This window comes from Streptomyces fildesensis, assembly GCF_016107395.1.
Classification (GTDB): domain Bacteria; phylum Actinomycetota; class Actinomycetes; order Streptomycetales; family Streptomycetaceae; genus Actinacidiphila; species Actinacidiphila fildesensis.
Genome location: NZ_JAAIKO010000001.1, coordinates 329,523 through 354,333, shown reverse-complemented (window position 1 = coordinate 354,333; position 24,811 = coordinate 329,523). Strand labels below are relative to the sequence as shown.

Sequence of the window (24,811 nt, the reverse complement as noted above, 5' to 3'; positions counted from 1 at the left end):
CCCTCCCATGGCGTCTATTGATCACAGAAATAGCTAGACTCGACGGCGTTGATCGGAGTCGCCTATCAGTAGCCCGGAGTGTCAGTGAGCAAGCAGCCCAGCCTGTCCCAGTTGCGGGCCTTCGCCGCCGTGGCCGAGTACCTGCACTTCCGTGATGCGGCGGCGTCCATCGGGACCAGTCAGCCGGCGCTCTCCGGTGCGGTCGCCGCGCTGGAGGAGACGTTGGGAGTGCAGCTGGTCGAGCGGACGACGCGCAGGGTGCTGCTCACCGCGGCGGGGGAGCGGATCGCGGCGCGGACACGGAGCGTGCTCGACGCCGTGGGGGAGCTGATGGAGGAGGCGGAGGCGGCGCGGGCGCCGTTCACGGGAGTGTTGCGGCTCGGGGTGATTCCGACCGTCGCGCCGTATCTGCTGCCGACGGTGCTGCGGCTGGTCCATGTCCGCTACCCGGCGCTGGATCTGCAGGTGCACGAGGAGCAGACGTCGTCACTGCTGGAGGGGCTGACCGGTGGGCGGCTCGATCTGCTGCTGCTCGCGGTGCCGCTCGGGATGCCCGGGGTGACCGAACTGCCGCTCTTCGACGAGGACTTCGCCGTGGTCGCACCGCAGGGGCACTGGCTGGCCGGACGGCAGGCCATTCCCCGTGAGGCGCTGCGGGAGATGGACCTGCTGCTGCTCGACGAGGGGCACTGCCTGCGCGACCAGGCGCTCGACATCTGCCGGGAGGCCGGGCGGCCGGGCGGCGTTCCGGTGACGACCACCGCGGCCGGGCTGTCCACGCTCGTGCAGCTGGTCGCGGGCGGGCTCGGGGTGACGCTGCTGCCGCGGACCGCGCTGCTGGTGGAGACCGGGCGCAACGACCAGCTGTCGACCGGGTACTTCGCGGATCCCGCGCCGTCACGGCGGATCGCGCTCGCGATGCGCGGCGGGACCGCCCGCGCGGAGGAGTTCACGGCCTTCGCGGCCGCGCTGCGCGAGGCGCTGCGGCCGCTGCCGGTGCGCGTCCTCGACGCGGAGGACGCGGAGGCAGCGGAGAACGTGACGGACGGGGCGGACGTGTTGGAGTACGCCGACGCCGGCCGGGCCTGAGGGAAGCAGGTCCGGCCGGCGTCGGTGCCGGAATCCGGTGGGGTTACTCGGTCCGCAGACCGTCCGGGCGCATCATGCGCCACAGCGGCGGCAGGCTGAGCAGCGTGACGAGCAGGACCACGCCCGCCCCGACGCCCGTCATCGTCGCGGCACTCGCCCAGTCGACGCGGATCGGTGAGCCGACCATCTTCAGCAGCACGGAGCCGAGTCCGAGGCCGCCGATCACCGCCAGCGCCAGGCCGAGGGCGACCGGTAGCGCGGTCTGCCACAGCACCGACAGCCCGAGGGTGGAGCGCCGGGTGCCGAAGGCGATCAGCACCGCGAGCAGCTTCTTGCGCTCGCGCAGCTGCTCCAGCATCGAGACCAGCAGGCTGATGCCGATCAGCAGCAGGGTGGTGACCGCGCCGATCAGCAACCCGCGCTTGATGCTGGTGTACTTGCGCACCGTGCGGGTGCCTTCGAGCGTGTAGGTGTTCGCGCTCTCGCCCAGCCGGGCCGTGGTGTTGCGGACGTACTCCTCCGCGTCCGGCCGTTGCGCGTCGAGCTTGATCAGCACCGTGGCGCGCGCTTGCTGCGTCCGGGCCACGTCCAGGGTGCCGGGGGTGGCGAGGATGCCCCACTGCACGTCGCCGTTGGGGCTGGTGCGGGACTTGACCGTGCGGGCGGTGGCCGGGACGGTCCACGGCCGGGGCGGGCCGGTCAGCACGCCGCTCTGCGGGGCGTTGAGGTCCAGCCGGGCGCCGGCCTTGGAGATGTCGGGCGGGGTGGTGTACGACGCGTCCGGCAGGACGCGGTAGACGCTTCCGTCGGCGCAGTCGCCGACGGCGGCGATCTCGGCGAGTGCGGCGCAGTCGCCGACGATCACCGGGAACTCCAGGATCTCGCCCGCGGCGTCGGGGTTGCCGGAGGCCTTCGCCTTCGCCGCCGCGCCGTCGGGGATGGCGGACGTCTGGACGAGACCGAGCGCTGAGCGCACTCCGGGGGTGGTCCGGTAGGCCTGGAACGCGGCGGTCGCCTGCGGGCCGTCGGTGACATCGACGCTCGCCTGCATCTGGGCCCGGTTCGGGTCCTTGCCGGTGTCGGAGGTGAAGCCGCTCTCGATGCCGCTGAACAGCATCTGCAGGGCGATGGCGCCGGCCACCGCGACGGTGATGCCGTTGACCATCCGGGCGGAGGCGCCGCTGTTGAGCTGCAGACGGCGGGTGGCGAGCTGCCAGGGGATCCGGCCGCCGCCGAAGCGGTTGACGATCATCTCGACGAGCCAGGGCAGGACGGCGGTGACACCGACGAGCAGCAGGATCGCGCCCGCCGAGATCTGGTACGCGTTGAGGTCCGCGTTGCCCTGGACGCCGCCGAACAGCGGGGCCAGCAGCGCCAGTCCGGCGACCGGAATGAGCAGCCGCCACCACAGGCGGCGCTTGCGCAGTGCCGCGTTGCGGACGACCCCCAGCGGTTCGATGGCGATACCGCGCAGCGCGAGGACGGTGACCGCGACGGCCGCCGCCGGGACGCCGAGCACGATCAGCAGGGCGAGGCCGGTGCCGGGCCGGACGTCGGAGGGGAAGACGCTCAGCCTGTACAGCTCGATCTGCCCGGTGAAGTGTCGTCCCAGCAGGAAGAACCCGAGGCCGAACACGAGCCCGACGACCGCGCCGACGAGTGCCTCGCCGGCCGCGATCCGTCGGGTCATCCGGGTGTCGGCGCCGACCAGCCGCAGTGCGGCGAGCCGCCGGTCGCGGCGTTCGCCGCCGAATCGGACGGCGGTGGCGATGAGGATGGCCACCGGCATCAGCAGCACCACGAGGCCGATGATGACGAGCAGGGTCAGGACCGCGCCCAGCCCCTCGGAGCTGCGCCGGGCGCCGCCGATCGTGTCGACGCGGGTGGCGTGTGCGTCGGTGAGGGTGTCGCTGCCCGCGTAGTAGACGAGTTCGGCGGGGCCGAGCAGTCCGGCCTTGGCGATGGTGCCGGTGACGCGGTAGTTGAGCCGCTCCTTGAGCAGCTTGCCCTCGGAGGAGTCCAGCAGCTTGGCGAGCGCGGGGGAGACGGTCATCTCGCCCGGGGCCGGGACCCTGCTCAGGCCGGGCGGTACCGGCGGCTTGTCGCCGTCGGGGTCCAGGACCCGGCCGTAGACGTCCACGCCGTGGTAGACGGTGTCGGTGTTGTTGATCAGCATGGTCGACGCGGTCGGCTTCAGCTTCTCGCCGAAGTACATGTCGTCACGGTCGTGGCTGCGATCCGAGCGGGCCTGCATCATCGCCGGGACGGCGGACGCGAGCAGCAGCACCGCCACGCCGAGGCCGACGCCGACGGCGGTCAGCAGGTTGCGGATCCAGCCTTCCTTGCCGCCGGCGAGCGTGAAGCGCGCGCCGAGCGCGAGGTCGCGGACCCAGGTACGGGCGTCGGTGCGCGGCAGGGTGCGTGGAGGAGTGGTGCGCGGGGCGTTCTCCGAGGGCGTGCTCACGCGACCCGCTCCATGTCACGGGACTTGCCGTCGCGTACGACGATCTCGCGGTCGGAGTACGCGGCGACCCGCGCTTCGTGGGTCACCAGGACGACGGCCGCGCCGGTGTCCCGGGCGGCGTCGGTCAGCAGCCGCATGACGCGCTCGCCGTTGAGGGAGTCCAGGGCGCCGGTCGGCTCGTCCGCGAAGATCACCCGGGGTCCGCCGACCAGCGCACGGGCCACCGCGACCCGCTGGCCCTGGCCGCCGGAGACCTCGCCGGGGCGCTTGTGCCCGAGGTCGTCGACCTCCAGCCGGTGCAGCCACTCGGTGGCCAGCCGCTCGGCCTCCTTGCGCTTGGCGCCGTTCAGCCGCAGCGGCAGCGCCACGTTCTCGACGCAGGTCAGCTCGGGGACGAGCTGGCCGAACTGGAAGACGAACCCGAAGTCACCGCGGCGCAGCGCGCTGCGGGCGGCGTCCGACATGGCGGACAGCTCTTCGCCCCGGTACAGGACCTTGCCGGCGTCGGGCCGCACGATGCCGGCCAGGCAGTGCAGCAGCGTCGACTTGCCGGAGCCGGAGGGGCCCATCACGGCCACGACCTCGCCGGAGCGGATCGTGAAGTCGGCGCCGTCCAGGGCGGGGGTGGGGCCGTAGGTCTTGTGCAGCGCGTCGGCGGAGAGCAGCGGCGTGCTGGGCTGAGGGGTGGAGCTGGTCACTTGCGTACCTCCGTCGCGAGCTGGTCGAGCCGGGCGGCGGTGAGTTCCAGCCACCGCAGATCCGCCTCGAGGTGGAAGAGAGCGTGATCGCAGATCAGCTGGTCGGCGAGGTCGCCGCTGGACTTGCGACGGGTCAGTTCCCGCATGAGCCGCAGATGCTCGGCGCGCTGGGTGTCCAGCAGGTCGATGGCGCTGCGGCCGGTCAGCAGGGCGAGGACGACCTTCGTGTACAGGGTCGTCTGCAGATACGGCTCGGGCTTCTCGGGCTGGGCGAGCCACGTCTCGACGTCGGTCAGTCCGGCGTCGGTGATCGCGTACCGCTTGCGCTCGGGGCCGCTGCCGGGCTCTATGCCCTCGACCTCCACGAGCCCGTTCTTCAGGAGTCGGGCCATCGTCGAGTAGACCTGCCCGTAGTGCAGCGGGCGGTCGTGGCCGAAGCGTTCGTCGAAGGCGCGCTTGAGGTCGTAACCATGGCGTGGGCCGGACTCAAGAAGCCCGAGCAGGGTGTGGCCGATTGACATGCGAGCACTCTACATGACGTGTATACGTGGTGTGTATAGACGTGGTGTGTAGTGGATCATCGCAGGTCAAGCCACTCCTATCGGCTCTCGATCCCTTTTCCTCCCTCTGCCGACGGTTCTGTCTGCGACTCTGCGGACGGCTCCGCCGACCGGGCCGGACGGCCGCGGCGGGGGATCGGCCCGGCGGCGCCGGGGAGGCGCCCGGCCTCGGCGAGCGCCCGGCGCAGCAGGAACTCGATCTGCGCGTTGGTGCTGCGGAGCTCGGTCGCCGCCCACGTCGCGATGGCGTCGTGGACGGCGGGGTCGAGCCTCAGCAGCACCTGCTTGCGGGCGGCGCGGCCGGTGCGTTCCGTCACTGGTAGAGGGTCCCGGTGTTGAGTACGGGCTGGGCGGCGCGGTCACCGCACAGGACCACGAGCAGGTTGCTGACCATGGCGGCCTTGCGCTCCTCGTCGAGCTCGACGATGCCCTGCTCGGAGATCCGGGTCAGTGCGGACTCGACCATGCCGACCGCGCCCTCGACGATGGTCTGGCGGGCGGCCACGATCGCGCCGGCCTGTTGGCGCTGGAGCATCGCGGAGGCGATCTCGGGGGCGTAGGCGAGGTGCGTGAAGCGGGACTCGATGATCTTCACGCCGGCCGCGCCGACCCGTGCGGCGATCTCGACGGAGAGCTTCTCGGTGATCTCCTCGGCGTTGCCGCGCAGCGACAGGCCCTCCACATCGTGCGCGTCGTACGGGTAGTTCGTCGCGATGTGCCGGACGGCGGTGTCGGTCTGGATCGCGATGAACTCCACGAAGTCGTCGACCTCGAAGACCGCCTGCGCGGAGTCCCTGACCTGCCAGACGACGACCGCGGCCAGCTCGATCGGGTTGCCGTACGAGTCGTTGACCTTCAGGACCGCGGTCTCGTGGTTGCGGATCCGGGTGGAGATCTTGCGGCGGCTGGTGAACGGGTTCACCCAGCGCAGCCCGTCCTGGCGGATGGTGCCCTGGTAGCGGCCGAAGAGCTGGCAGACGCGGGCTTCGCCGGGGGCGACCTGGGTGAGGCCGAACATGGTGATGAAGGCGGCGATCGCGATCAGCACACCGGCGCCGATCAGGACGCCCGCCAGCGCGCCGCCGCTGTCCTTGGCCTGGGCGATGCCGACGATGAAGAGCGCGATGCCGCCGAACAGCACCGGCACGGCGATCAGCAGGAAGGGCAGCCCCGGCATGCCGACGGCCACCCGTTCGGTGACATGCGGGGCAGGCATCTCAGGGATCTCGGACTGGAGATCGGTGGTGCGGTTCTCGGACATGGGTCCCCCGTTCACAGTGCTCGGCGCGCTCATTCGCCCGCCTAGCAAAGTGATAGCACATTAATCATCCGCAAGCTATGGGCAGACGATGCAGCCCCGGGGCACGGAGGGGGGTAACACGTGCGCCGGGGCTGCGGTTTCGAGGGGCGGAGGTGCTGCGGCGGGGTCAGCCGCTCTTGACGGCGACCGAGATCCGGTCGCCGACCTCCTTGTCGATGGAGCGCCAGTACTGCAGCGCCCGCTCCAGGACGGGTGCGCTGACACCCTTCAGCAGATGGCCGGAAACGTTCGTCACCAGCCGGGCGCGGGCAGCGTCGTCGAGCACCTGCCGCACCTGTGTGCCGGCCTGTCCCCAGTCGTCGTCCTCGCGGTGCGGCGCGTACGCCTCCCGCACCATCTCGCCCGCGCTCGCCCAGCCCGCCGGCTCACCGAACCGCTCGGTGTCGGCGGCCGGACCCCCGTAGGAGTTCGGCGCGTACACGGCGGCCGTACGGGACGGCTCGTACCGCATCGGGCCGTCCTTGGCGTACGAGTAGACCGGCGAGTGCGGCCGGTTCGGGGGCAGTTGTGCGTAGTTCGGGCCGATCCGGTACCGGTGGGTGTCCGGGTACGAGAAGAGCCGGCCGATCAGCATCTTGTCCGGGGACGGGCCGATGCCCGGCACCATGTTCGACGGTTCGAAGGCTGCCTGCTCGATGTGGACGAAGAAATCCTCCGGGTTCCTGTCCAGCGTCATCCGGCCGACCTCGATCAGCGGGTAGTCGCCGTGCGGCCACACCTTGGTCAGATCGAACGGGTTGAACCGGTACCCGGACGCGTCCTCGAACGGCATGACCTGCACCTTCAACGTCCACGAAGGGTGCTCGCCGCGCTTGATCGTCTCGAACAGATCGCGCCGGAAGGCATCGGGGTCCTCGCCGGCCAGCGCGTCCGCGTCGGCCTGGGTGAGGAAGTCGATGCCCTGGTCGGTGATGAAGTGGTATTTGATCCAGAACCGCTGCCCGGCGCCGTTGACCCACATGAAGGTGTGCGAGCCGTAGCCGTTCATGTGGCGGAAGTTCTTCGGGATGCCGCGGTCGCCCATCAGCCAGGTGACCATGTGCGCGGTCTCCGGGGAGAGCGTCCAGAAGTCCCACTGCATGTCGTTGTCGCGCATGCCGTTGTCGGCGCGGCGCTTCTGCGAGCGGATGAAGTCCTGGAACTTCTGCGGATCGCGGACGAAGAACACGGGCGTGTTGTTGCCCACCAGGTCGTAATTGCCCTGCTCCGTGTAGAACTTGAGCGCGAAGCCCCGAGGGTCGCGCCAGGAGTCCGGGCTGCCCTGCTCGCCCGCGACGGTGGAGAAGCGGGCCAGCATCTCGGTGCGCCGGCCCGGCTGGAAGAGATCGGCCTTGGTGAACTGGCTGACGTCGTTCGTGACCTCGAAGCTGCCGTAGGCTCCGCTGCCCTTGGCGTGCACCACCCGCTCGGGGACCCGTTCACGGTTGAACTGGGCCATCTTCTCGATCAGATAGTGGTCCTGCAGCAGGATCGGGCCGTCCGGCCCCACCGTGAGCGAATGCTCGTCGCTCTCCGCCGGGACACCGGCGTTGTTGGTGGTGTACGGGGTGCTCATCGCGTGTGTCTCCCGTTCGAGTCGAGAGTCCGGTACCGGGGCGTCGCTTCGACCACCCTTGCACCGAACCTCCCGCTCGGCACGCCGGGCGACAGCGGGGCGCCGGAGGCCGCGCGGCCTCCGGCACCCGGGCCCGGGTGCCGGGAACTACGGAATCGCCAGCTCGAACCAGACGACCTTGCCCGCACTCAGTCTTGTGGCCCCCCACCGCTGAGCCATCCGGCTGACGAGATACAGGCCGCGGCCACCCTCGTCCTGCGGCTGGGCGTGCCGCATCTGCGGCAGCAGCGGCGCGTCGTCGCCGACCTCGCAGCGCAGCACGTCGGTGCGCAGCAGCCGCAGCGTGATGGGCCGCTCGGCGTACCGGACGGCGTTGGTGACGATCTCGCTGACCAGGAGTTCGGTCGGCTCGATCAGGTGCTCCAGGTCCCAGCGGCGCAGCGCCTGGCGGGCGAGCCGCCGGGCCCGGCCGGCGGTCTGCGGCTGCGGCTCCAGGTACCAGTAGGCGACGTCGCTCGGCGAGATCCCGTCGAAGCGGGCGGCCAGCAGCGCGATGTCGTCGTCGCGGTCGCCGGGGCCGAGGATCTCCAGGATCTCGTCGCAGAGCGGTTCCAGCGGCGGCGGCGACAGCACGGTCGCGGCGTCGTGCAGCCGCTCGCGCAGCAGCTCGATGCCGCCCCAGACGTCCCGTGTCCGGGACTCGACGAGGCCGTCGGTGTACAGCACGAGGGTCGCGCCGGCCGGCGCCGGCAGCTCGACCGCCTCGAACGGCACCCCGCCGACGCCGATCGGCGCGCCCGGCGGTACCCGCAGCACCTCGGCCAGGCCGTTGGCGTGCAGCAGGATGGGCGGCGGGTGGCCGGCGTTGGCCACCACCAGCCGGTGCGCGATCGGGTCGTAGACCGCGTACACGCAGGTCGCCATGCGGTCGCTGCCGAGCCGCTGGGCCTGCTCGTCCAGGTGGTACAGCACCTCCTGCGGCGCCAGGTCGAGCCCCGCGAGGGTCTGCACCGTGGTGCGCAGCTGGCCCATGATCGCCGCCGAGGTCATGGAGTGGCCCATGACGTCGCCGACGACGAGCGCGACGCGGCTGCCGGGCAGCGGGATCGCGTCGTACCAGTCGCCACCGACCCGGGCCGATTCGGCGGCCGGCAGATAGCGGCTGGCGAGCCGGACCCCGGTGGGCTGCGGCAGGGAGTCGGGCAGCATCTCGCGTTGCAGCGCGTCCGCGATGTACGCCTCGCGTCCGTACAGCACCGCCTTGTCGACGCCCAGCGCCGTGTGGGTGGCGAGCTGGGCGGCGACCAGGAGGTCGTCGGACTCGAACGGCGGCCGGTCGGGGCGGCGCAGCAGTACGGCGGCGCCGATGACCCGGCGGCGGCCGCGCAGCGGGGCGAGTATCGCGCGGCGTCCGGTCGGCAGGACGGGCGGGTGCAGCGGTCTGTCGCTCCTGGCGGCACCCGGCTCGGGGTGTAATCCGGGCCGTTCTCCGGGCCGACCCGCGCCGGCGGAGGCCGAAGGACCCTCGCCGAAGCGCAGCAGTTCCTCCAGTGCGGCGGCGGACTGCGGGTGCTCCGCGAAGACCGGGCGTACGCCGCGCAGCACCTCGGCGAGCGGGCCGTCCAGCCGGACGAGGGTGCTCTCGGCGGCGCCGCCGTAGGCGGGCTCCGCGGGCACCGGGGCCAGCACGGTGCCGACGTAGGACTGCCCGCTGGGCTCGTCGAGGCCGCCGTCGGCGCGCCGCAGCCGGAGCACGAGCGGCCCTGACGGCCGTTCGTCGCCGACCGGCAGCGGGTCGCGGAGGTAGACCAGGATCGCGTCGGCGAACGCGGGGACGGCGGAGCGGCACAGGCCCAGCAGGATCTCGTCGAGGTCCAGACCGCGGGCGATCCGCCGGGTGGCCGCCCCGACGTACCGCAGCCGCTCGGCCTCCGAGCCCGAGGAAACCGCCGTACGGGTGCCGAGGGTGCCGGAGGCGCCGGGCGGGGTGGGCGGCGTGGAGCCCGGGGGCGCGGGCGCCGCGGGGGTGGGTGCGAGCGCCGCCGCGGGCTCCTCGTGGCGCGGATGGCCGGCGGGCTCCATGGCGGCACCCGCCGGCCCCTGGGTCCCGCGCGGCGGGGTGCTGGAGAACGACGCGTCGGCGGCGGCTTCGCGCCGGGGCGTGCCCGCGGCCTGCGCCGCCTGCCGGTCCCGTGCGGAACGGTCGTCGGGGAGCGCCTGGGGCGGCGAGGGCTGGTCCTCCCGGTCGGAGCCCGGGGGCAGGCGGAAGCCGCCGCGCGGGTCCGGCAGCGGTGCCGGCAGGGCGGCATCCGGTCCCGGTTGCCGCGCCGGGGGCGGGGGCGTGCGATCCGTGGTCACGCGAGTCGTTCCATCCGGTTGTGCGCCACGCGCTGGCCGCGGCGGGGATTGGGCCGTGTCAGGCGCGTCGTCGGCAGTAGAGGAAGAGCTGCTCCTCCGGCGGCACGTCGGTGCTCGCCGGTGCATAGGCGTACGACTCCTCCTCGATCACCTCGAAGCCCGCGTCCGCCACTACCTGGTGCAAATCATCCCGTAGATAACCGGATACCCGGATGGTGTTACCAAGGAACGGGATGGCGAAGTCGTCCACATCCGCTTCGACCATCGAGAGGATGAAGAGACCCGCGGGCTCCAGCAGATCATGGATGGCGCGCAATGCGTAGGGAATCTCCGCGCGCGGCAGCATCAGCAGCGAGAAGAAGGCCGCGACGCCGTCGAAACGTCCGAGGTCGAGGGGGCCGCCGGGGCGCAGGTCCGCGATGTCGCCCTGGTGGAACTCGGCCTCCGGCACGTACTGCGCGGCCAGCGCGAGCATGCCGGCGGACAGATCGACGCCGACGACCCGGTGTCCGGCCCCGGCGAGCTGCCGGGTGCTGGGCAGGCCGGTGCCGCAGCCCAGGTCGAGCACCCGCGATCCGGCGGGCAGCGTCTCCGCGAGCCACCGGCCCGCGGTGAGCTGGCCGTCCTTGTGGGGGAACGCCTCGTCGTACCGGTCGCCGATCGCGTCGAACGCTTCGGCCTGGCCGCCGCGGTCCCGCTTTATGTCCTCGTAGCCGCCGGTTCCCACTGCCTCGGTCCTCCTTGGTGCGCGTGGCTTGATGACTTGGCGTCAGGCTCTGGGTGCTGGTTGGGAATTGCGCGGTGTTGCGGAGCACGATCCTACGTTTGACGACCCGGGGCGCATCAAGGGGCTCACGAGGTCACTTTGCCGGACGGTTCCAGTCGTCCGGGAGTGACGGTACCGGCCAGCCGGGATCCGGGCGCCAGTCCTCCCAGCCGTCCCGGAAGGGCCGGCCCCAGGACCTGATGACCCCGGCCGCCTCCAGTCCGGCCGACCGTACCCGCTCGGCGCGTTCGGCGGGCATAAGGCCCGCGAGCTGCGCCTGGGCGAACTCGTCCTCGTCCAGCCAGTGCCAGCTGCGGTCCGGGCGGACCGCGATGTCGAGGAAGTGGTCCTCGGAGTCCAGACCGCCGGACCAGCGCCGGCGCGGCTCCTCCAGGTTCACGTACCAGTTCTTCAAATGCCACCTTTTGTCCCAGAAGAGCCAGACCGACCAGGGCTCGCCAGGGTGTGCGATTTTCAGCACACCCGCCCCCCACCACTGCTCGACGCGCGTAGTGCGCGGCTTGAGATAGCGGGTGGCGAGCGGCTCCCGGTTGATCGGGGAGCCATCGGTGAGCACCGGCTTCACACAGGAGGTACCGGGCGCCATCCAGACCGCGAGCAGCTCGGCGTCATCGCGCACGACGGTCACCGGGCGGCAGATGTGCAGCTCGTCGGTGCCGTTGCCCCGATAACGCCACAACACTTGCTCACCCGGCGACCAGTAGCCGCTGGTACCCGGCCCGTTTCCGTCAAGAAGAGTGTCGGCTGTCATGAACAGATCTTACGGATCAGCCCTTAAGGATGGGTCATGCGCAGCACATCCAACGCCGCGTCCAGCTGCTCCTCGGTCAGTTTTCCCTGTTCGACATAGCCCAGCTCGATCACCACGTCCCGGATGCGCTTGCGCTCCGCGACGGCTTTCTTGGCGACCTTGGCCGCCTCCTCGTAACCGATGTATTTGTTCAGCGGGGTGACCACCGAGGGCGAGGACTCCGCGTACTCACGGGCCCGCTCGACATTGGCGGTGATGCCGTCGACGGTGCGGTCGGCGAGCAGCCGGGAGACGTTGGCGAGCAGCCGGACGGATTCCAGCACATTCCTGGCGATGACCGGGAGCATCACATTGAGCTCGAAGTTCCCGGCGGCGCCGGCCATCGTGATCGTCAGGTCGTTGCCGGCGACCTGGGCCGCGACCATCAGCACGGCCTCCGGGATCACCGGATTGACCTTGCCCGGCATGATCGACGAGCCCGGCTGGAGATCGGGCAGGTTGATCTCGGCCAGTCCGGTCCGCGGTCCCGACGCCATCCAGCGCAGATCGTTGGAGATCTTGGTCAGGCCGACCGCGACCGTCTTGAGCTGCCCCGACGTCTCGACGATGCCGTCCCGGGCGCCCTGCGCCTCGAAGTGGTCGCGCGCCTCGGTCAGCGGCAGCCCGGTGGTCCGCGCCACCTCGGCGATCACCGCGGCCGAGAAACCGGGCGGGGTGTTGATGCCGGTGCCGACCGCGGTGCCGCCGAGCGGCAGCTCCGCCAGCCGGGGCAGCGCGCCCCGCAGCCGCTCGACGCCGTACCGGACCTGGGCCGCGTAGCCGCCGAACTCCTGGCCCAGCGTGACGGGCGTGGCGTCCATCAGATGCGTACGGCCGGACTTCACGACGTCCGCGAACTCGGCCGCCTTGCGCTCCAGGGACTCCGCGAGGTGCTCCAGCGCGGGCACGAGGTCGCGGGTGACGGCGGCGGTGGCCGCGATGTGGATGGACGACGGGAACACGTCGTTGGACGACTGTGACGCGTTGACGTGGTCGTTCGGATGCACGTCACGGCCCAGCCGCTCGGTGGCCAGCGTCGCGATGACCTCGTTGGCGTTCATGTTGGAGGACGTGCCGGAGCCGGTCTGGAAGACGTCGATGGGGAACTGGTCGTCCCAGCGGCCGTCCACCACCTCGGCCGCCGCCTCCTGGATCGCCTCGGCGATGTCCTTGTCCAGGACGCCGAGTCCGGCGTTCACCTTGGCGGCGGCCGCCTTGATCCGGGCCAGCGCCTCGATGTGCGCGCGCTCGATCCGCTGGCCGGAGATCGGGAAGTTCTCCACCGCCCGCTGGGTCTGGGCCCGCCATTTCGCGTCCGCGGGCACCCGTACCTCGCCCATCGAATCGTGCTCGATCCGGAAAGGCCGGTCCTGGGACTGCTCCTCGGGCATGGCTGGATTCCTCTCCTCGGCAACTCCTCGACAACATTCCCATTGTCGTACTACTTCCAAGTAACACCCATCAGTAGGACAGTGCCGTAGCCCATTTCATTCCTGTGGAAGGAGCGACGTATGCGCATGTCGAGAAAGAGACGTTGTCGTGCCGCCGGGACGGTACTGGCCGTCCTCGCGACCGTCCTCGCGGGCGGTGCCGGTCTGACCACCACGGCCTCCGCGGCCCCGCAGAACAGCACCGTCAAGCCGCTCTCCGCCGACCTCGAGCAGGTCCGCGCCGCCGAGGCGACGGCGCTGTACGGGAGTCCGGCGATCCGGCCGATGGCCGACCGCAAGACCGGGCTGATCTCGCTGGGGGACAGCGAGATCTCCGGCGAGGGCGTCGGCACCTACGAGGCGGGCACGGACGGCCCCACGAACTGGTGCCACCGCTCCCCGGACTCCGCGATCCACCGCACCGGCATCCCGGCCGACGAGACGTACAACGTCGCCTGCTCGGGCGCGTACACCGGCAACATCAGGATCGGCGGCAGCAAGCAGTACGCGGACGAGCTGGTGCAGAGCGACAGCCTCGCCATCAAGGCCCGCAACACGAAGATCAAGATGGTGGTGCTGGTCGCGGGGGCCAATGACGACCTGCAGTTCGGACCGGTCATCACCGACTGCGTGGAGCGCTGGTTCCTGCTCCAGGGCAGCTGCGACTCCAAGTACGCGCCCGGCTGGCAGGCCCGCGTCGACGGACTGGTGCCCAAGGTCGAGGGGACCGTGCAGGACCTGCGGACGGTCATGCGCGACGCCGGCTACGCGGACGCCGACTACAAGCTCGTGGTGATGGGCTACCCCAGCCCGATGAGCCCCGACATCTACGACAACCCCGGCTTCCCCGGCAAGATCCCGGGCGGCTGCACCGGCTACGACACGGACCTCGCCTGGGGCCGCAACTCCGCGGTGCCCGCCTTCGAGCTCGGCATGCGCCAGGCCGCCGAGGCCACCGGGGCGGTGTACCTCGACAACTCCCGGCTCTTCCACGGGCATGAGGCGTGCACGGACAACACCTGGGCGCGCGGCCTGGTCGTGAACATCACCAACCCGTTCCCGCCCGACGCCAACTCCGTACGCCAGTCCTTCCACCCGAACGCCCGCGGCCACGGCGCCTTCGCGTCGTGCCTGACCCAGCTCTACAACTCCGGCTACCAGGAAGCCGGTTGCGCCGACCCGGCCAGCACCGGCACTCCGGTGCTCCACCAGGGCGCCTGGGACGACGCGTTCAAGCCGGTCACCAACGCGGCCACCGGCCAGTGCATGGACGCCAACGGCGGCTCGTCGCGCAACAACACCGCGCTGCTCGGCTGGAGCTGCCACGGGGGCCGCAACCAGTCCTTCGCGTACGACACCCAGTACCAGTCGCTGCACATCGCGCTCAGCCAGGACCGGTGCATGGACGTGCCGGCCTCGAACTACAGTGCCGGGACCGGCCTCATCCTGTGGGACTGCCACGGCGGCACCAACCAGCGGTTCACCATGACGGCGGGCACCATCCGCCCGGTGGCGGCCACCGGCCTGTGCGTGACCCAGAGCGCCGCGAGTTCGCCGCTGAAACTGGCGGCTTGCGACGGCTCCGCGAGCCAGCGCTTCGCGTAACGGCTCGCGACGGAACACGAACGGGCCCCGCCGATGGAGCGCCGGGGCCCGTTCGTGCTGCTGTTGTTCCCAGGGTCGGAGGATCAGCCCCGGCGGCCGATCGAGAGCACCGGGCCCGACGGGTCGGTGAAGAAGTCGTTGCCCTTGTCGTCGACGACGATGAACGCGGGGAAGTCCTCCACCTCGATCTTCCAGACCGCTTCCATGCCCAGCTCCGCGTACTCCAGGACGTCGACCTTCTTGATGCAGTCCTGGGCGAGCCGCGCGGCCGGGCCGCCGATCGAGCCGAGGTAGAAGCCGCCGTGCGCCTTGCACGCGTCGGTCACCTGCTTCGAGCGGTTGCCCTTGGCCAGCATGACGAACGAACCGCCGGCCGCCTGGAACTGCTCGACGTACGCGTCCATCCGGCCCGCCGTGGTCGGGCCGAACGAGCCGGACGCGAAGCCCTCGGGGGTCTTGGCCGGGCCCGCGTAGTAGACGGGGTGGTCGTGCAGGTACTGCGGCATGGACTCGCCCGCGTCCAGCCGCTCCTTGATCTTGGCGTGCGCGATGTCACGGGCCACGACGAGCGTGCCGGACAGCGACAGCCGGGTCTTGACCGGGTACTTGGACAGCTCGGCGCGGATGTCCGCCATCGGCCGGTTCAGATCGACGCGCACGACGTCGTCGTCCAGGTGCTCGTCCGTGGTCTCCGGGAGGAAGCGCGCCGGGTCGGTCTCCAGCTGCTCCAGGAAGACGCCCTCGGCGGTGATCTTCGCGACGGCCTGCCGGTCGGCCGAGCAGGACACCGCGATGGCGACGGGCAGCGACGCGCCGTGCCGGGGCAGCCGCACCACGCGCACGTCGTGGCAGAAGTACTTGCCGCCGAACTGCGCGCCGATGCCGATCTTCTGCGTCAGCTCGAAGACCTTCTCCTCCAGGCCCTTGTCCCGGAAGCCGTGCCCGTCCGGCGAGCCCTCGCCCGGCAGCTCGTCCAGGTAGTGCGCGGACGCGTACTTGGCGGTCTTCAGCGCGAACTCGGCGCTGGTGCCGCCGACCACGATCGCCAGGTGGTACGGCGGGCAGGCCGCCGTACCGAGCGAGCGGATCTTCTCCTCCAGGAACTTCATCATGGAGGCCTCGTTGAGGACCGCCTTCGTCTCCTGGTAGAGGAACGACTTGTTGGCGCTGCCGCCGCCCTTCGCCATGAACAGGAACTTGTACGCGCCGCCGTCGGTCGCGTACAGCTCGATCTGGGCCGGCAGGTTCGAGCCGGTGTTCTTCTCGTCCCACATGGTCAGCGGGGCCATCTGCGAGTACCGCAGGTTGAGCTTGGTGTACGCGTCGTAGATGCCGTGCGACAGCGCCGCCTCGTCACCGCCGGAGGTCAGCACGTTCTGGCCGCGCTTGCCCATCACGATCGCGGTGCCGGTGTCCTGGCACATCGGGAGCACGCCGGCCGCCGCGATGTTCGCGTTCTTCAGCAGGTCCAGCGCGACGAAGCGGTCGTTCGGCGATGCCTCGGGGTCGTCGAGGATCCGCCGCAGCTGGGTGAGGTGGGCCGGCCGCAGGTAGTGCGAGATGTCGTGCATCGCCTCGGCGGCGAGCGTGCGCAGCGCCTCCGGCTCGACCTTGAGGAAGGTGCGCCCGTCCGCCTCGAAGGTGCTCACACCCTCGGAGGTGATCAGCCGGTACGGCGTCGTGTCCTCGCCGAGCGGGAGGAGATCCGTATAGGAGAACTCGGGCATTTTGGGGGGCTTCCTCACTCGGCTGCGTCATTCGGCTGCGTCGACGAACGGTGTCCAGCGTAGAGCCCGCCGGCCGCTCGATCGGTGTGAGGTGAGGCTCACCCGCACTAGTCGCGATCTATCGCGTTTGTGTACGGTGGGCGGGTGGATGAATCGCAGCTCCAGAAGAAGTCGCAGCAGCCGGTGTCGATGCACAAGCCGACCACCGAAGCGGAGCTGCGCGCGTCCGATGCCGACCGTGACCGCATTTCCGACATTCTCCGCGATGCGCTGGCCGAGGGCCGGTTGAGCGCGGAGGAGCACTCGGAACGCCTCGACCATGTCTATGCCGCCAAGACGCTGGGCGAGCTGGAGCCGCTGGTGCGGGACCTGCCGGCCACCCGGGAGGGCGGGCCGCGGCCGCTCGCGCCGCTGGCCGATCCGTCGTCGCCCGTCGTGGCCGAGAATCTCGTCGCGGTCTTCGGCGGCGCCGCCCGCAAGGGGCGCTGGCTCGTCGGCCGGCGCACCAACGCCTTCGCCTGCTTCGGCGGTGTGGAGATCGATCTGACCGAGGCCGTCTTCCAGCATCAGCAGATCGTCATCCATGCCACCGCGATCTTCGGAGGCGTCGAAGTACGCGTCCCGGAGAACGTCACTCTGCGTGGCAGCGGGACCGGGATCTTCGGTGGTTTCGAGGTCAGGACGTACGAGGCCCCGGATCCGAACGCACCGGTCGTCATCGTCACCGGCACCGCCATCTTCGGCGGCGTCGAGGCGAAGGCGAAGCGCGGGAAGCGCCTCAAGGAATGGATCAACAAGCGCCTCGACGGGTAGGGATGGGGCTGTCGCACTCCCGCATCATGCCGCGCGTTCACGCCATGCATGGTGCGGGTTTACGCCCCGCGCAAGCTGGCTGGTTTTGGCCACTGGCCAGTGTTCATCAGGGGTGTTGTTCGGTGGTCCGGATCGGACGATCGCCCATGCGCGCCCCAGTCGGACAGATGTTCGACTGAGAGGCCCTGGCGGCGAACACGGTCCGCATGAACACGCGCACAGCGGGTAGGGCTCCGACCACGTCACCCGCCTGGTTCCTCCCCGTTGCGACCCCCTGGAACAGCACGCGTGGAGCTCACCCGCGGTGACGGGCAAGGGTGACAAACGCCGAGCCGTCGTCAGGAGTATCCCGTGCTTCAACCGATCGAGCCCGTCAAGGACACTGCCCTCCCGCCGAGTCACCCACGGGATCTGGCAGGCCCATGGCACTCGGAGGCGGCGTGCCGCAGTGATGAGGCGGGATTGTTCTTCGCCCCGTCCAAAGAGCCGACAGCGGCGCGGCTGTCCCGTGAGGAGAACGCGAAGCGGGTGTGCGCCCGCTGCCCGGTGATGCTGGAATGCCGGGAACACGCACTGCGGCAGCCAGAGCCGTACGGCGTGTGGGGTGGTCTGACCGCCGCCGAACGCCGGGTCGTACTCGCCCGCAGGCGCCGCCGCGAGGCGGAACTGCCGCGGACGGACCGGATCGCCGCCGCAGGCTGAACAGGCGAACGGGCCGGGTCCGCCGCGTCAGTCGGCGGGCCCGGCCCGTACGTTTTCCCTGCCGCCCTCGCGCCTGCCCAGGGCGCTCAGCGGCGGTTCAGCGAGTGCTCGGCGCGTGCCGGGTGCCGGCCGCGCGCTCGAGCGGATGCGCCAGGTCTCAGCGCGCGCGGTCGAAGTCGATCGCGCTGTACGCGCGCAGCTTCGACAGCCGGTGCGTGGAGGAGATCTGCCGGATCGTGCCGGACTTGGAGCGCACCACCAGTGATTCGGTGGTGGCGGTCTCGGCGCGGTAGCGGACGCCCTGGAGCAGCTCGCCGTCCGTGATGCCGGTCGCGACGAAGAACACGTTCTCCCCGCTGACCAGGTCGTTGGTGTGCAGCACGCGGTCCAGGTCGTGGCCCGCGTCGAGTGCCCGCTGCCGCTCGGCGTCGTCCTTCGGCCACAGCCGGCCCTGGATCGTGCCGCCGAGGCACTTGATCGCACAGGCGGCGATGATGCCTTCCGGCGTGCCGCCGATGCCCATCAGCATGTCCACGCCGGTGCCGTCGCGTACGGCCATGATGGCGCCCGCGACATCGCCGTCCGCGATGAACTTGATCCGTGCGCCGGTCTCCCGGATCTCCTTGACCAGCCCGTCGTGGCGCGGCCGGTCGAGGATCATGACGGTGACGTCCTCGGGCGCGCTGTGCTTCGCCTTGGCGACCCGGCGGATGTTCACCGCGGCGGGCGCCATGATGTCGACGTAGTCGGCGGCCTCGGGGCCGGTGACCAGCTTGTCCATGTAGAAGACGGCCGACGGGTCGAACATCGTGCCGCGGTCGGCCACGGCGAGCACGGCCACCGCGTTGGACATGCCCTTGGCGGTGAGGGTCGTCCCGTCGACGGGGTCCACGGCGACGTCGCACTCCGCACCGGTGCCGTCGCCGATCCGCTCGCCGTTGTAGAGCATGGGGGCGTCGTCCTTCTCGCCCTCACCGATGACGACGACGCCGTTCATCGAGACGGTGGAGACGAGCGTCCGCATCGCCTTCACCGCGGCGCCGTCCGCGCCGTTCTTGTCACCACGGCCGACCCAGCGACCGGCGGCCATGGCGGCCGCCTCCGTCACCCGGACGAGTTCCAGGGCAAGGTTGCGATCAGGGGCCTCGGGACTCACTTCGAGCTGGGGCGGCAAATGCTGTTCGGTCATCACAGCGCACCTTTCTGTACGAGGACGGCCGGAAAAGAGGGTGCTGTGACCTTATCGGGTCATCGCGAATATGAGCAGGGCGCACGTCACATGAGCGGCGCCCCCACGGGCCTGGTCGGCGTGTCCCGGGCCGGGCCCGCGCGGTGCGCCCCGGCGTCCCGGCGGCCGACCCCCGGGCCGGAGCGCCACCCGGCATGGGGGACCATAGGAGCGTGGCAAACAAGCGTGGCAATCAGACGGTGCGGGACCTGGTCCTGTCGATGGTGGTGCTCGGCGTCGTCGTCGCGTTCATCTACATCTTCATCCCGCACGACACCAACGCGGACCCGGTCAAGCCGATCGGCTTCCAGACCGAGCTGAGCCAGGCGCGGCGCGACGCGCCCTTCCCGGTGGCCGCGCCCGAGGGGCTCGGCCAGGACTGGCGCGCTACGACGGTGACGTACGACGCCAAGGACGCCAAGGCCGTCGAATGGCACCTGGGCTTCGTCGATCCGCAGAACGAGTACGCGGCCGTGGAGCAGGGCAACGGCCCGGCGGCGAAGTTCATCGCGGACAAGAGCAAGCGCGCGGTGCGGGACGGGAACCGTACGGTCACCGTCGCCGGGGTGGCGTGGGACCGGTACAAGGGCCCGAAGTACAACGCGCTGGTGCGGGTGGAGAAGGGTGTCACCACGATGATCACCGGCACCGCCCCCGACGAGCAGCTCGCCGAACTGGCGGCCGCGCTCAAGGCGTCCTGACCCGTTGCCGCGCCGACCCGCTGGCGCGCCGACCCGCTGGCGCACAGGCCCGCGAAACTCACCCTGTCCGGACGCGAGCGCCGGGCGGCCCGTGACGGGCGCCCGGCGTTCGGGAGTGTGCGGGGAGATCAGACGGTCGTGACGACCTCGTCGTAGGCCAGACGGGGGCTGCGGGTCGGGAACCAGGAGTCGGTGCCGGGCTTGCCGATGTTCACCACGGCGAGGACCGAGTGCTCACCGTCGGGGAAGAACTCCTTGTCGATGCCCGCGGCGTCGAAGCCGGTCATCGGGCCGGCGGCCAGGCCGGCGGCGCGGATGCCCAGGATGAAGTAGCCGGCCTGCAGCGAACCGTTGAGGGTGGCGGCCTGCTCGCGCACGGAACGCTCGGAGAAGAAGAGGTCCTTCGCCTGCGGGAAGTGCGGGAACTGGGTCGGCAGCTCCTCGTGGAACTCGTTGTCCGCGGCGAGGATCGCGACCAGCGGGGCGGCGGAGGTCTTCGGCTGGTTGCCCTCGGCCATGTGCTTCACGAGGCGCTCGCGGCCCTCGGCGGAACGCACCAGGACGATACGCAGCGGCTGCTGGTTGAACGCGGTCGGCGCGTACTTGACCAGGTCGTAGATCGCCTGGATCTGCTCGTCGGTCACGGGCTCGTCGGTGAAGGTGTTGGCCGTGCGGGCCTCACGGAAGAGCAGGTCCTGGGCGGAGGCGTCGAGTACGAGAGACATGGGAACCTCTTACGGAATCGTGGCAATTTGCGCCGATCGGGCACGTCGCGAACACTCTCATCAACCTGTGTGAAAGTTCAACGATTCCTGGGTCCGGGGTGACGCTCGTCACATCCATGCCGGTTCGACCGTCGCTCGAGCCGTCAAGTGACCGCCCCGCCACGTCACTCGGCGGCGGACTCCTCGTCCGGCGCCTCGGCGAGCGCCGCGTCCAGCCGGGCCCGCGCGCCCTCCAGCCAGCGCCGGCACACCCGCGCGAGTTCCTCGCCGCGCTCCCAGAGCGCCAGCGACTCCTCCAGCGTCGAGCCGCCGGCCTCCAACCGCCGTACGACATCGACGAGCTCGTCCCGCGCCTGCTCGTATCCCAGCGTGTCCTGTTCTGCCATGGTCACAGCCTAGGCCGGAGGTACGACAGTGCCGGTGACCTTCACCAGGAACGCACCGCCGGAGACCCGGGCGCGCAACTCCTCGTCCGCCGCCACCTCGTCGGGGCCGCGCACCACGGAACCGTCCTCGCGCTGCAGCACCGCGTAGCCGCGCTGCAGGGTCGCGGCGGGGGAGAGGGCCACCACCCGCGCCCGGGTGTGCTCCAGCTCGTCGTCGGCCCGGTCCAGCAGATGCCGCAGCGTCCGGCGGCTGCGGTCCAGCAGCGCGTCGACCTGCTCCTCGCGGTGCTCGACCATCGTGTGCGGCCGGGCCATCGACGGCCGGCTGAGCGCCGCGTCCAGACCGCGCTGCTCACGGTCGAGCAGACCGGTCACGACGCGCAGCGCCCGCAGCCCCAGATGCTCCACCCGGGTCAGTTCCTCGCCCACGTCCGGGACCACCCGCTTCGCCGCGTCCGTCGGGGTGGACGCCCGCAGGTCCGCCACCAGGTCCAGCAGCGGGGAGTCCGGCTCGTGCCCGATCGCCGACACGACCGGGGTGACGCACGCGGCCACCGCCCGCACCAGCTGCTCGTCGGAGAACGGCAGCAGGTCCTCCACGCTGCCGCCGCCGCGCGCCACGATGATCACGTCGACCTCGGCATGCGCGTCCAGCTCGCGCACCGCCTCCACCACCCGGGGCACCGCCTGCGCGCCCTGCACCGGCACGTTGCGCACCTCGAAGCGGACGGCGGGCCAGCGCAGCCGCGCGTTCTCCAGCACATCGCGCTCCGCCGCCGAGGCGCGGCCGGTCACCAGCCCGATGCACTGCGGAAGGAAGGGCAGCGGGCGCTTGCGGTCCAGCGCGAACAGACCCTCAGCCGCCAGCGCCTTCTTCAGCTGCTCCAGCCGGGCCAGCAGCTCCCCGACGCCGACCGGCCGGATCTCCGTCGCGCGCAGCGACAGCTGCCCGCGCGGGCCGTACCACTCGGGCTTGGCGAACAGCACGACACGGGCGCCCTCGCCGACCACGTCGGCGATCTGGTCGAACACCGCCCGGAAGCACGTCACCGAGATGGACACATCGTGCGACGGGTCGCGCAGCGTCAGGAACACCACGCCCGCACCCGGGCGCCGCGACAGCTGGGTGATCTGCCCCTCCACCCAGACGGCGCCGAGCCGGTCCACCCACCCGCCGATCAGCCGTGACACTTCGCCGACGGGGATCGGCGTATCCGCCGACGTACTCAGAGCCATGTGCCGAGCGTATCGGCCGCCGCCGACAGCGGGATTGCCTTCCGGCCGCGCTGTGGGCCGTGCTGTGTACGGCGACACGAAGGTGACGGTTATCGCTCCGCCGCGGTCCGCCGCCGGGAGAGCTGGGCGGCCAGCACGATCAGTCCCGCGGCCAGCCAGACGGCCCCGACGACCTGGGCCGATCCTGCGGCTTCGACGATCACGGCGATGGTGATGGCGAGGCCGAGCAGCGGTACGACGATGTGGCGCAGCACGCTGGGCGGCCCCCCCTGGCGGCGGACGGCGAACCAGCCGACGACCGACAGGTGCAGCAGCGAGAAGGCGGTGAGCGCGCCGATGTCGACGACGGAGACCAACCGGTCCAGGCCGTCGTCGCGGCGGGCCGCCCAGACCGCGGCGACCAGGGTGACGACCGCCGCGAACAGCAGCGCCCGCCGGGGCACCCCGCTGCCCGCGTCGATCTTGGACAGCGGTCCCGGCAGCCGCCGGTCGCGGGCCATCGCGAAGAGCAGCCGGCCCGCCGCTGCCTGCCCGGCGAGCGCCGCGAAGGCCGCGCCGATGGCCTTGCTGACGGCGACGAGGTCGTGCAGCCAGCCGCCGACGGCCGCGTCCACGGTGTCGTAGAAGGCGGACCCCTGCCCGGCCGGCTTCGCGGCCAGCTCGGCAGCGGACATCGGAGCGAGCAGCGCCGCCAGATACGTCTGCACGATGAACAACACACCCGCCATGACGAGGCAGAACAGCACGGCCCGCGCGACCTTCGCCGAGCCGCCCGCCGCCTCCTCGGCGAAGGAGGCGATGGCGTCGAAGCCCAGATAGGACAGCACCGCGACGGACACGGCGCCCAGCACCGCGCCCAGGGAGAACGCGCCCTGGCCGGAGAAGGGCGAGGCCCAGCCGCGCTGCGCCCCGTCCGTGCCGAGGACGACGACCGCGGACACCACGAAGATCAGCAGCACCACGATCTCCAGGGCGAGCACGAGGAAGCCGACCGCCGCCGCGGCCCGCACCCCCCACAGGTTGAGCCCGGTCGTCACCACGACCGCGATCGTCGTCCACACCCACTGCGACACCGACGGCACCAGCGCGTGCAGCGCGATCCCGGAGAAGAGATAGGCCACCGCGGGGATCAGCAGATAGTCGAGCATCGCCATCCAGCCGGCGATGAAGCCGGGCCCCTCACCGAGCCCGGCCCGCGCGTAAGCGAAGACCGAACCGGCCTGCGGGACGACCCGCACCATCTGCGCGTAGCTGAACGCGGTGAACGCCATCGCGACCGTCGCGAACACATAGACCAGCGCGACCGCCCCGTGCGATCTGGCGTCCAGCGCGCCGAACACGCCGACGGGTGCCATGGGGGCGATGAAGAGCATCCCGTAGACCACGAGGTCGCGGAAGCCGAGGTTGCGCCGCAGGGTGCCTTCGGCGGCGCGGGCCGTGTCGTCCGGGGGAGCGGGGGTCGGTGCGCTCATGCCCCTCAGCTTGCGCGAAGGGTGCCGTGACCACGAACGGAGCGGAGCCGGGCGGACACGTCCCCCGGCGCCGCCGGGCGGCCTTCTTCGGACCGGACGGCTGCCCCGTACCATGGCTGACATGACTGCTACGACTGCCCGACGCGTCCTGCTCGCAGCCCCCCGCGGATACTGCGCAGGCGTGGACCGCGCCGTGATCACCGTCGAGAAGGCACTGGAGCAGTACGGAGCGCCGATCTATGTGCGCAAGGAGATCGTGCACAACAAGTACGTGGTGCAGACCCTGCAGAAGAAGGGCGCGATCTTCGTCGACGAGACGGAGGAGGTGCCCGAGAACGCCATCGTGATCTTCTCGGCGCACGGCGTCGCCCCCGTCGTCCACGAGGAGGCCGCGCAGCGCAGCCTGGCCTCGATCGACGCGACCTGCCCCCTGGTCACCAAGGTGCACAAGGAAGCCGTCCGGTTCGCGAACGAGGACTACGACATCCTGCTGATCGGCCATGAGGGCCATGAAGAGGTCGTCGGCACCATGGGCGAGGCCCCGGAGCGCATGACGCTCGTCGACGGCCCCGCCGACGTGGCGAACGTCGAGGTCCGCGACGAGAGCAAGGTCGTCTGGCTCTCCCAGACCACGCTCTCCGTCGACGAGACGATGGAGACCGTCGACGCCCTCAAGGAGCGTTTCCCCAACCTGATCAGCCCCCCGAGCGACGACATCTGCTACGCCACGCAGAACCGCCAGGTCGCGGTGAAGCAGATCGGCGCGGAGGCGGAGCTGGTCATCGTCGTCGGCTCCAAGAACTCGTCGAACTCCGTTCGGCTGGTCGAGGTCGCCCTGCAGGCCGGTTCCAAGGCCTCGTACCTGGTGGACTTCGCCGACGAGTGCGACGAGGCGTGGCTGGAGGGCGTGACCACGGTCGGCGTCACCTCGGGCGCCTCCGTCCCGGAGATCCTCGTCGAAGGTGTGCTGGACTGGCTGGCCGAGCGCGGCTTCGGCGATGTGGAGATCCTCCGGTCGGCGGAAGAGAGCATCGTTTTCTCGCTGCCGAAGGAATTGCGGCGTGACCTGCGTGCGGAGACCGCCCCCGGGGCATCTGCCCAGGGGTGAGCCGAACGGCTCACGTGCCGAGGGGTGAGCCGAACGGTTCACGCTTAGCGTGGAGG

At 70.9% G+C, this 24,811-nt stretch carries 22 protein-coding genes; 6 read left to right on the top strand and 16 right to left on the bottom strand.

From position 1 onward, the window contains the following. Positions 1-84 precede the first annotated feature (84 nt). Entirely contained in the window at positions 85-1,089 is a 1,005-nt protein-coding gene (locus tag C6N31_RS01490) for a hydrogen peroxide-inducible genes activator (RefSeq protein WP_244809374.1), read from the top strand. A 43-nt stretch (positions 1,090-1,132) separates the two neighbouring features. Here C6N31_RS01490 and C6N31_RS01485 read toward each other — a convergent pair whose 3' ends face one another. The 10 genes from C6N31_RS01485 to C6N31_RS01440 form a co-directional block, all read right to left on the bottom strand. After that, on the bottom strand, positions 1,133-3,553 hold the full coding sequence (locus tag C6N31_RS01485) for an ABC transporter permease (RefSeq protein WP_244809376.1): 2,421 nt from the start codon (positions 3,551-3,553) through the stop codon (positions 1,133-1,135). Next, entirely contained in the window at positions 3,550-4,251 is a 702-nt protein-coding gene (locus tag C6N31_RS01480; protein WP_138352114.1) for an ABC transporter ATP-binding protein, read from the bottom strand. Before C6N31_RS01480 ends, C6N31_RS01485 begins: the two co-directional genes overlap by 4 nt. Next, complete coding sequence (locus C6N31_RS01475) at positions 4,248-4,772, bottom strand: PadR family transcriptional regulator (RefSeq protein WP_138352113.1); 525 nt, start codon at positions 4,770-4,772, stop codon at positions 4,248-4,250. The genes C6N31_RS01480 and C6N31_RS01475 overlap by 4 nt, the downstream gene beginning before the upstream one ends. A 77-nt stretch (positions 4,773-4,849) precedes the next feature. Then, positions 4,850-5,128, bottom strand: coding sequence for a type II toxin-antitoxin system antitoxin (locus C6N31_RS01470; protein ID WP_138352112.1), 279 nt, complete (start codon positions 5,126-5,128; stop codon positions 4,850-4,852). Continuing rightward, the gene (locus C6N31_RS01465; RefSeq protein ID WP_138352111.1) at positions 5,125-6,072 is read right to left on the bottom strand and encodes an SPFH domain-containing protein; all 948 of its coding nucleotides are present in this window, start codon (positions 6,070-6,072) and stop codon (positions 5,125-5,127) included. The genes C6N31_RS01470 and C6N31_RS01465 overlap by 4 nt, the downstream gene beginning before the upstream one ends. Positions 6,073-6,238: 166 nt before the next feature. Beyond that, positions 6,239-7,687: a catalase gene (locus C6N31_RS01460; RefSeq protein ID WP_138352110.1), complete on the bottom strand. Its 1,449-nt coding sequence runs from the start codon at positions 7,685-7,687 to the stop codon at positions 6,239-6,241. 147 nt (positions 7,688-7,834) lie between these two features. Further along, on the bottom strand, positions 7,835-9,769 hold the full coding sequence (locus tag C6N31_RS01455; RefSeq protein WP_232484719.1) for an ATP-binding SpoIIE family protein phosphatase: 1,935 nt from the start codon (positions 9,767-9,769) through the stop codon (positions 7,835-7,837). Positions 9,770-10,103: 334 nt separating this feature from the next. Further along, positions 10,104-10,772, bottom strand: coding sequence for a class I SAM-dependent DNA methyltransferase (locus tag C6N31_RS01450; RefSeq protein WP_138358591.1), 669 nt, complete (start codon positions 10,770-10,772; stop codon positions 10,104-10,106). A 133-nt stretch (positions 10,773-10,905) separates the two neighbouring features. Next, positions 10,906-11,583, bottom strand: coding sequence for a cytidylyl-2-hydroxypropylphosphonate hydrolase (fomD, locus tag C6N31_RS01445; RefSeq protein WP_138358593.1), 678 nt, complete (start codon positions 11,581-11,583; stop codon positions 10,906-10,908). Positions 11,584-11,606: 23 nt separating this feature from the next. Then, positions 11,607-13,013 carry a class II fumarate hydratase gene (locus C6N31_RS01440; RefSeq protein WP_138358595.1) on the bottom strand — a complete coding sequence of 469 codons (1,407 nt, stop codon included), beginning with the start codon at positions 13,011-13,013 and terminating at the stop codon, positions 11,607-11,609. A gap of 120 nt (positions 13,014-13,133) precedes the next feature. Between C6N31_RS01440 and C6N31_RS01435 the strand changes: the two genes are divergently transcribed. Continuing rightward, positions 13,134-14,657, top strand: coding sequence for a ricin-type beta-trefoil lectin domain protein (locus C6N31_RS01435; RefSeq protein ID WP_232484660.1), 1,524 nt, complete (start codon positions 13,134-13,136; stop codon positions 14,655-14,657). Positions 14,658-14,740: 83 nt separating this feature from the next. Here C6N31_RS01435 and C6N31_RS01430 read toward each other — a convergent pair whose 3' ends face one another. Then, the gene (locus tag C6N31_RS01430; protein ID WP_138358597.1) at positions 14,741-16,384 is read right to left on the bottom strand and encodes a fumarate hydratase; all 1,644 of its coding nucleotides are present in this window, start codon (positions 16,382-16,384) and stop codon (positions 14,741-14,743) included. A gap of 189 nt (positions 16,385-16,573) precedes the next feature. Here C6N31_RS01430 and C6N31_RS01425 point away from each other — a divergent pair, with 189 nt between their 5' ends. After that, entirely contained in the window at positions 16,574-17,197 is a 624-nt protein-coding gene (locus tag C6N31_RS01425; protein WP_138358627.1) for a DUF1707 SHOCT-like domain-containing protein, read from the top strand. Between the two features lie 351 nt (positions 17,198-17,548). Next, positions 17,549-17,899: a WhiB family transcriptional regulator gene (locus C6N31_RS01420; RefSeq protein ID WP_138358599.1), complete on the top strand. Its 351-nt coding sequence runs from the start codon at positions 17,549-17,551 to the stop codon at positions 17,897-17,899. Positions 17,900-18,056: 157 nt separating this feature from the next. Here C6N31_RS01420 and glpX read toward each other — a convergent pair whose 3' ends face one another. Continuing rightward, positions 18,057-19,088, bottom strand: coding sequence for a class II fructose-bisphosphatase (gene glpX / locus C6N31_RS01415; protein WP_138358601.1), 1,032 nt, complete (start codon positions 19,086-19,088; stop codon positions 18,057-18,059). Positions 19,089-19,300: 212 nt separating this feature from the next. On the opposite strand from glpX, the gene C6N31_RS01410 reads away from it, so the two are divergent. Beyond that, positions 19,301-19,828, top strand: coding sequence for a DUF4245 domain-containing protein (locus C6N31_RS01410; protein WP_244809380.1), 528 nt, complete (start codon positions 19,301-19,303; stop codon positions 19,826-19,828). Between the two features lie 128 nt (positions 19,829-19,956). Here the strand turns inward: C6N31_RS01410 and C6N31_RS01405 are convergent, their stop codons facing one another. From C6N31_RS01405 to C6N31_RS01390, 4 genes are all read right to left on the bottom strand, one after another. Then, a complete protein-coding gene (locus tag C6N31_RS01405) occupies positions 19,957-20,553 on the bottom strand; it encodes a malonic semialdehyde reductase (protein ID WP_138358605.1) in 597 nt (198 codons plus the stop codon). A 164-nt stretch (positions 20,554-20,717) separates the two neighbouring features. Beyond that, entirely contained in the window at positions 20,718-20,939 is a 222-nt protein-coding gene (locus C6N31_RS01400) for an exodeoxyribonuclease VII small subunit (protein ID WP_138358607.1), read from the bottom strand. Positions 20,940-20,948: 9 nt separating this feature from the next. Then, positions 20,949-22,175 carry an exodeoxyribonuclease VII large subunit gene (xseA, locus tag C6N31_RS01395; RefSeq protein WP_138358609.1) on the bottom strand — a complete coding sequence of 409 codons (1,227 nt, stop codon included), beginning with the start codon at positions 22,173-22,175 and terminating at the stop codon, positions 20,949-20,951. 89 nt (positions 22,176-22,264) lie between these two features. Then, positions 22,265-23,647, bottom strand: a complete 1,383-nt coding sequence (locus C6N31_RS01390) for an APC family permease (RefSeq protein WP_138358611.1) — start codon at positions 23,645-23,647, stop codon at positions 22,265-22,267. A gap of 112 nt (positions 23,648-23,759) precedes the next feature. Between C6N31_RS01390 and C6N31_RS01385 the strand changes: the two genes are divergently transcribed. Beyond that, on the top strand, positions 23,760-24,755 hold the full coding sequence (locus C6N31_RS01385; protein WP_138358613.1) for a 4-hydroxy-3-methylbut-2-enyl diphosphate reductase: 996 nt from the start codon (positions 23,760-23,762) through the stop codon (positions 24,753-24,755). The last annotated feature ends 56 nt before the right edge of the window (positions 24,756-24,811 follow it).

Coding starts and splice junctions, on each gene's coding strand:
- C6N31_RS01455 (WP_232484719.1), bottom strand. CDS start 9,769: ATGGAGCCCGCCGGCCATCCGCGCCACGAGGAGCCCGCGGCGGCGCTC.
- C6N31_RS01405 (WP_138358605.1), bottom strand. CDS start 20,553: ATGTCTCTCGTACTCGACGCCTCCGCCCAGGACCTGCTCTTCCGTGAG.
- C6N31_RS01475 (WP_138352113.1), bottom strand. CDS start 4,772: ATGTCAATCGGCCACACCCTGCTCGGGCTTCTTGAGTCCGGCCCACGC.
- C6N31_RS01385 (WP_138358613.1), top strand. CDS start 23,760: ATGGCTGACATGACTGCTACGACTGCCCGACGCGTCCTGCTCGCAGCC.
- fomD (WP_138358593.1), bottom strand. CDS start 11,583: ATGACAGCCGACACTCTTCTTGACGGAAACGGGCCGGGTACCAGCGGC.
- C6N31_RS01400 (WP_138358607.1), bottom strand. CDS start 20,939: ATGGCAGAACAGGACACGCTGGGATACGAGCAGGCGCGGGACGAGCTC.
- C6N31_RS01440 (WP_138358595.1), bottom strand. CDS start 13,013: ATGCCCGAGGAGCAGTCCCAGGACCGGCCTTTCCGGATCGAGCACGAT.
- glpX (WP_138358601.1), bottom strand. CDS start 19,088: ATGACCGAACAGCATTTGCCGCCCCAGCTCGAAGTGAGTCCCGAGGCC.
- xseA (WP_138358609.1), bottom strand. CDS start 22,175: ATGGCTCTGAGTACGTCGGCGGATACGCCGATCCCCGTCGGCGAAGTG.
- C6N31_RS01435 (WP_232484660.1), top strand. CDS start 13,134: ATGCGCATGTCGAGAAAGAGACGTTGTCGTGCCGCCGGGACGGTACTG.
- C6N31_RS01430 (WP_138358597.1), bottom strand. CDS start 16,384: ATGCCCGAGTTCTCCTATACGGATCTCCTCCCGCTCGGCGAGGACACG.
- C6N31_RS01425 (WP_138358627.1), top strand. CDS start 16,574: ATGCACAAGCCGACCACCGAAGCGGAGCTGCGCGCGTCCGATGCCGAC.
- C6N31_RS01465 (WP_138352111.1), bottom strand. CDS start 6,072: ATGTCCGAGAACCGCACCACCGATCTCCAGTCCGAGATCCCTGAGATG.
- C6N31_RS01460 (WP_138352110.1), bottom strand. CDS start 7,687: ATGAGCACCCCGTACACCACCAACAACGCCGGTGTCCCGGCGGAGAGC.
- C6N31_RS01390 (WP_138358611.1), bottom strand. CDS start 23,647: ATGAGCGCACCGACCCCCGCTCCCCCGGACGACACGGCCCGCGCCGCC.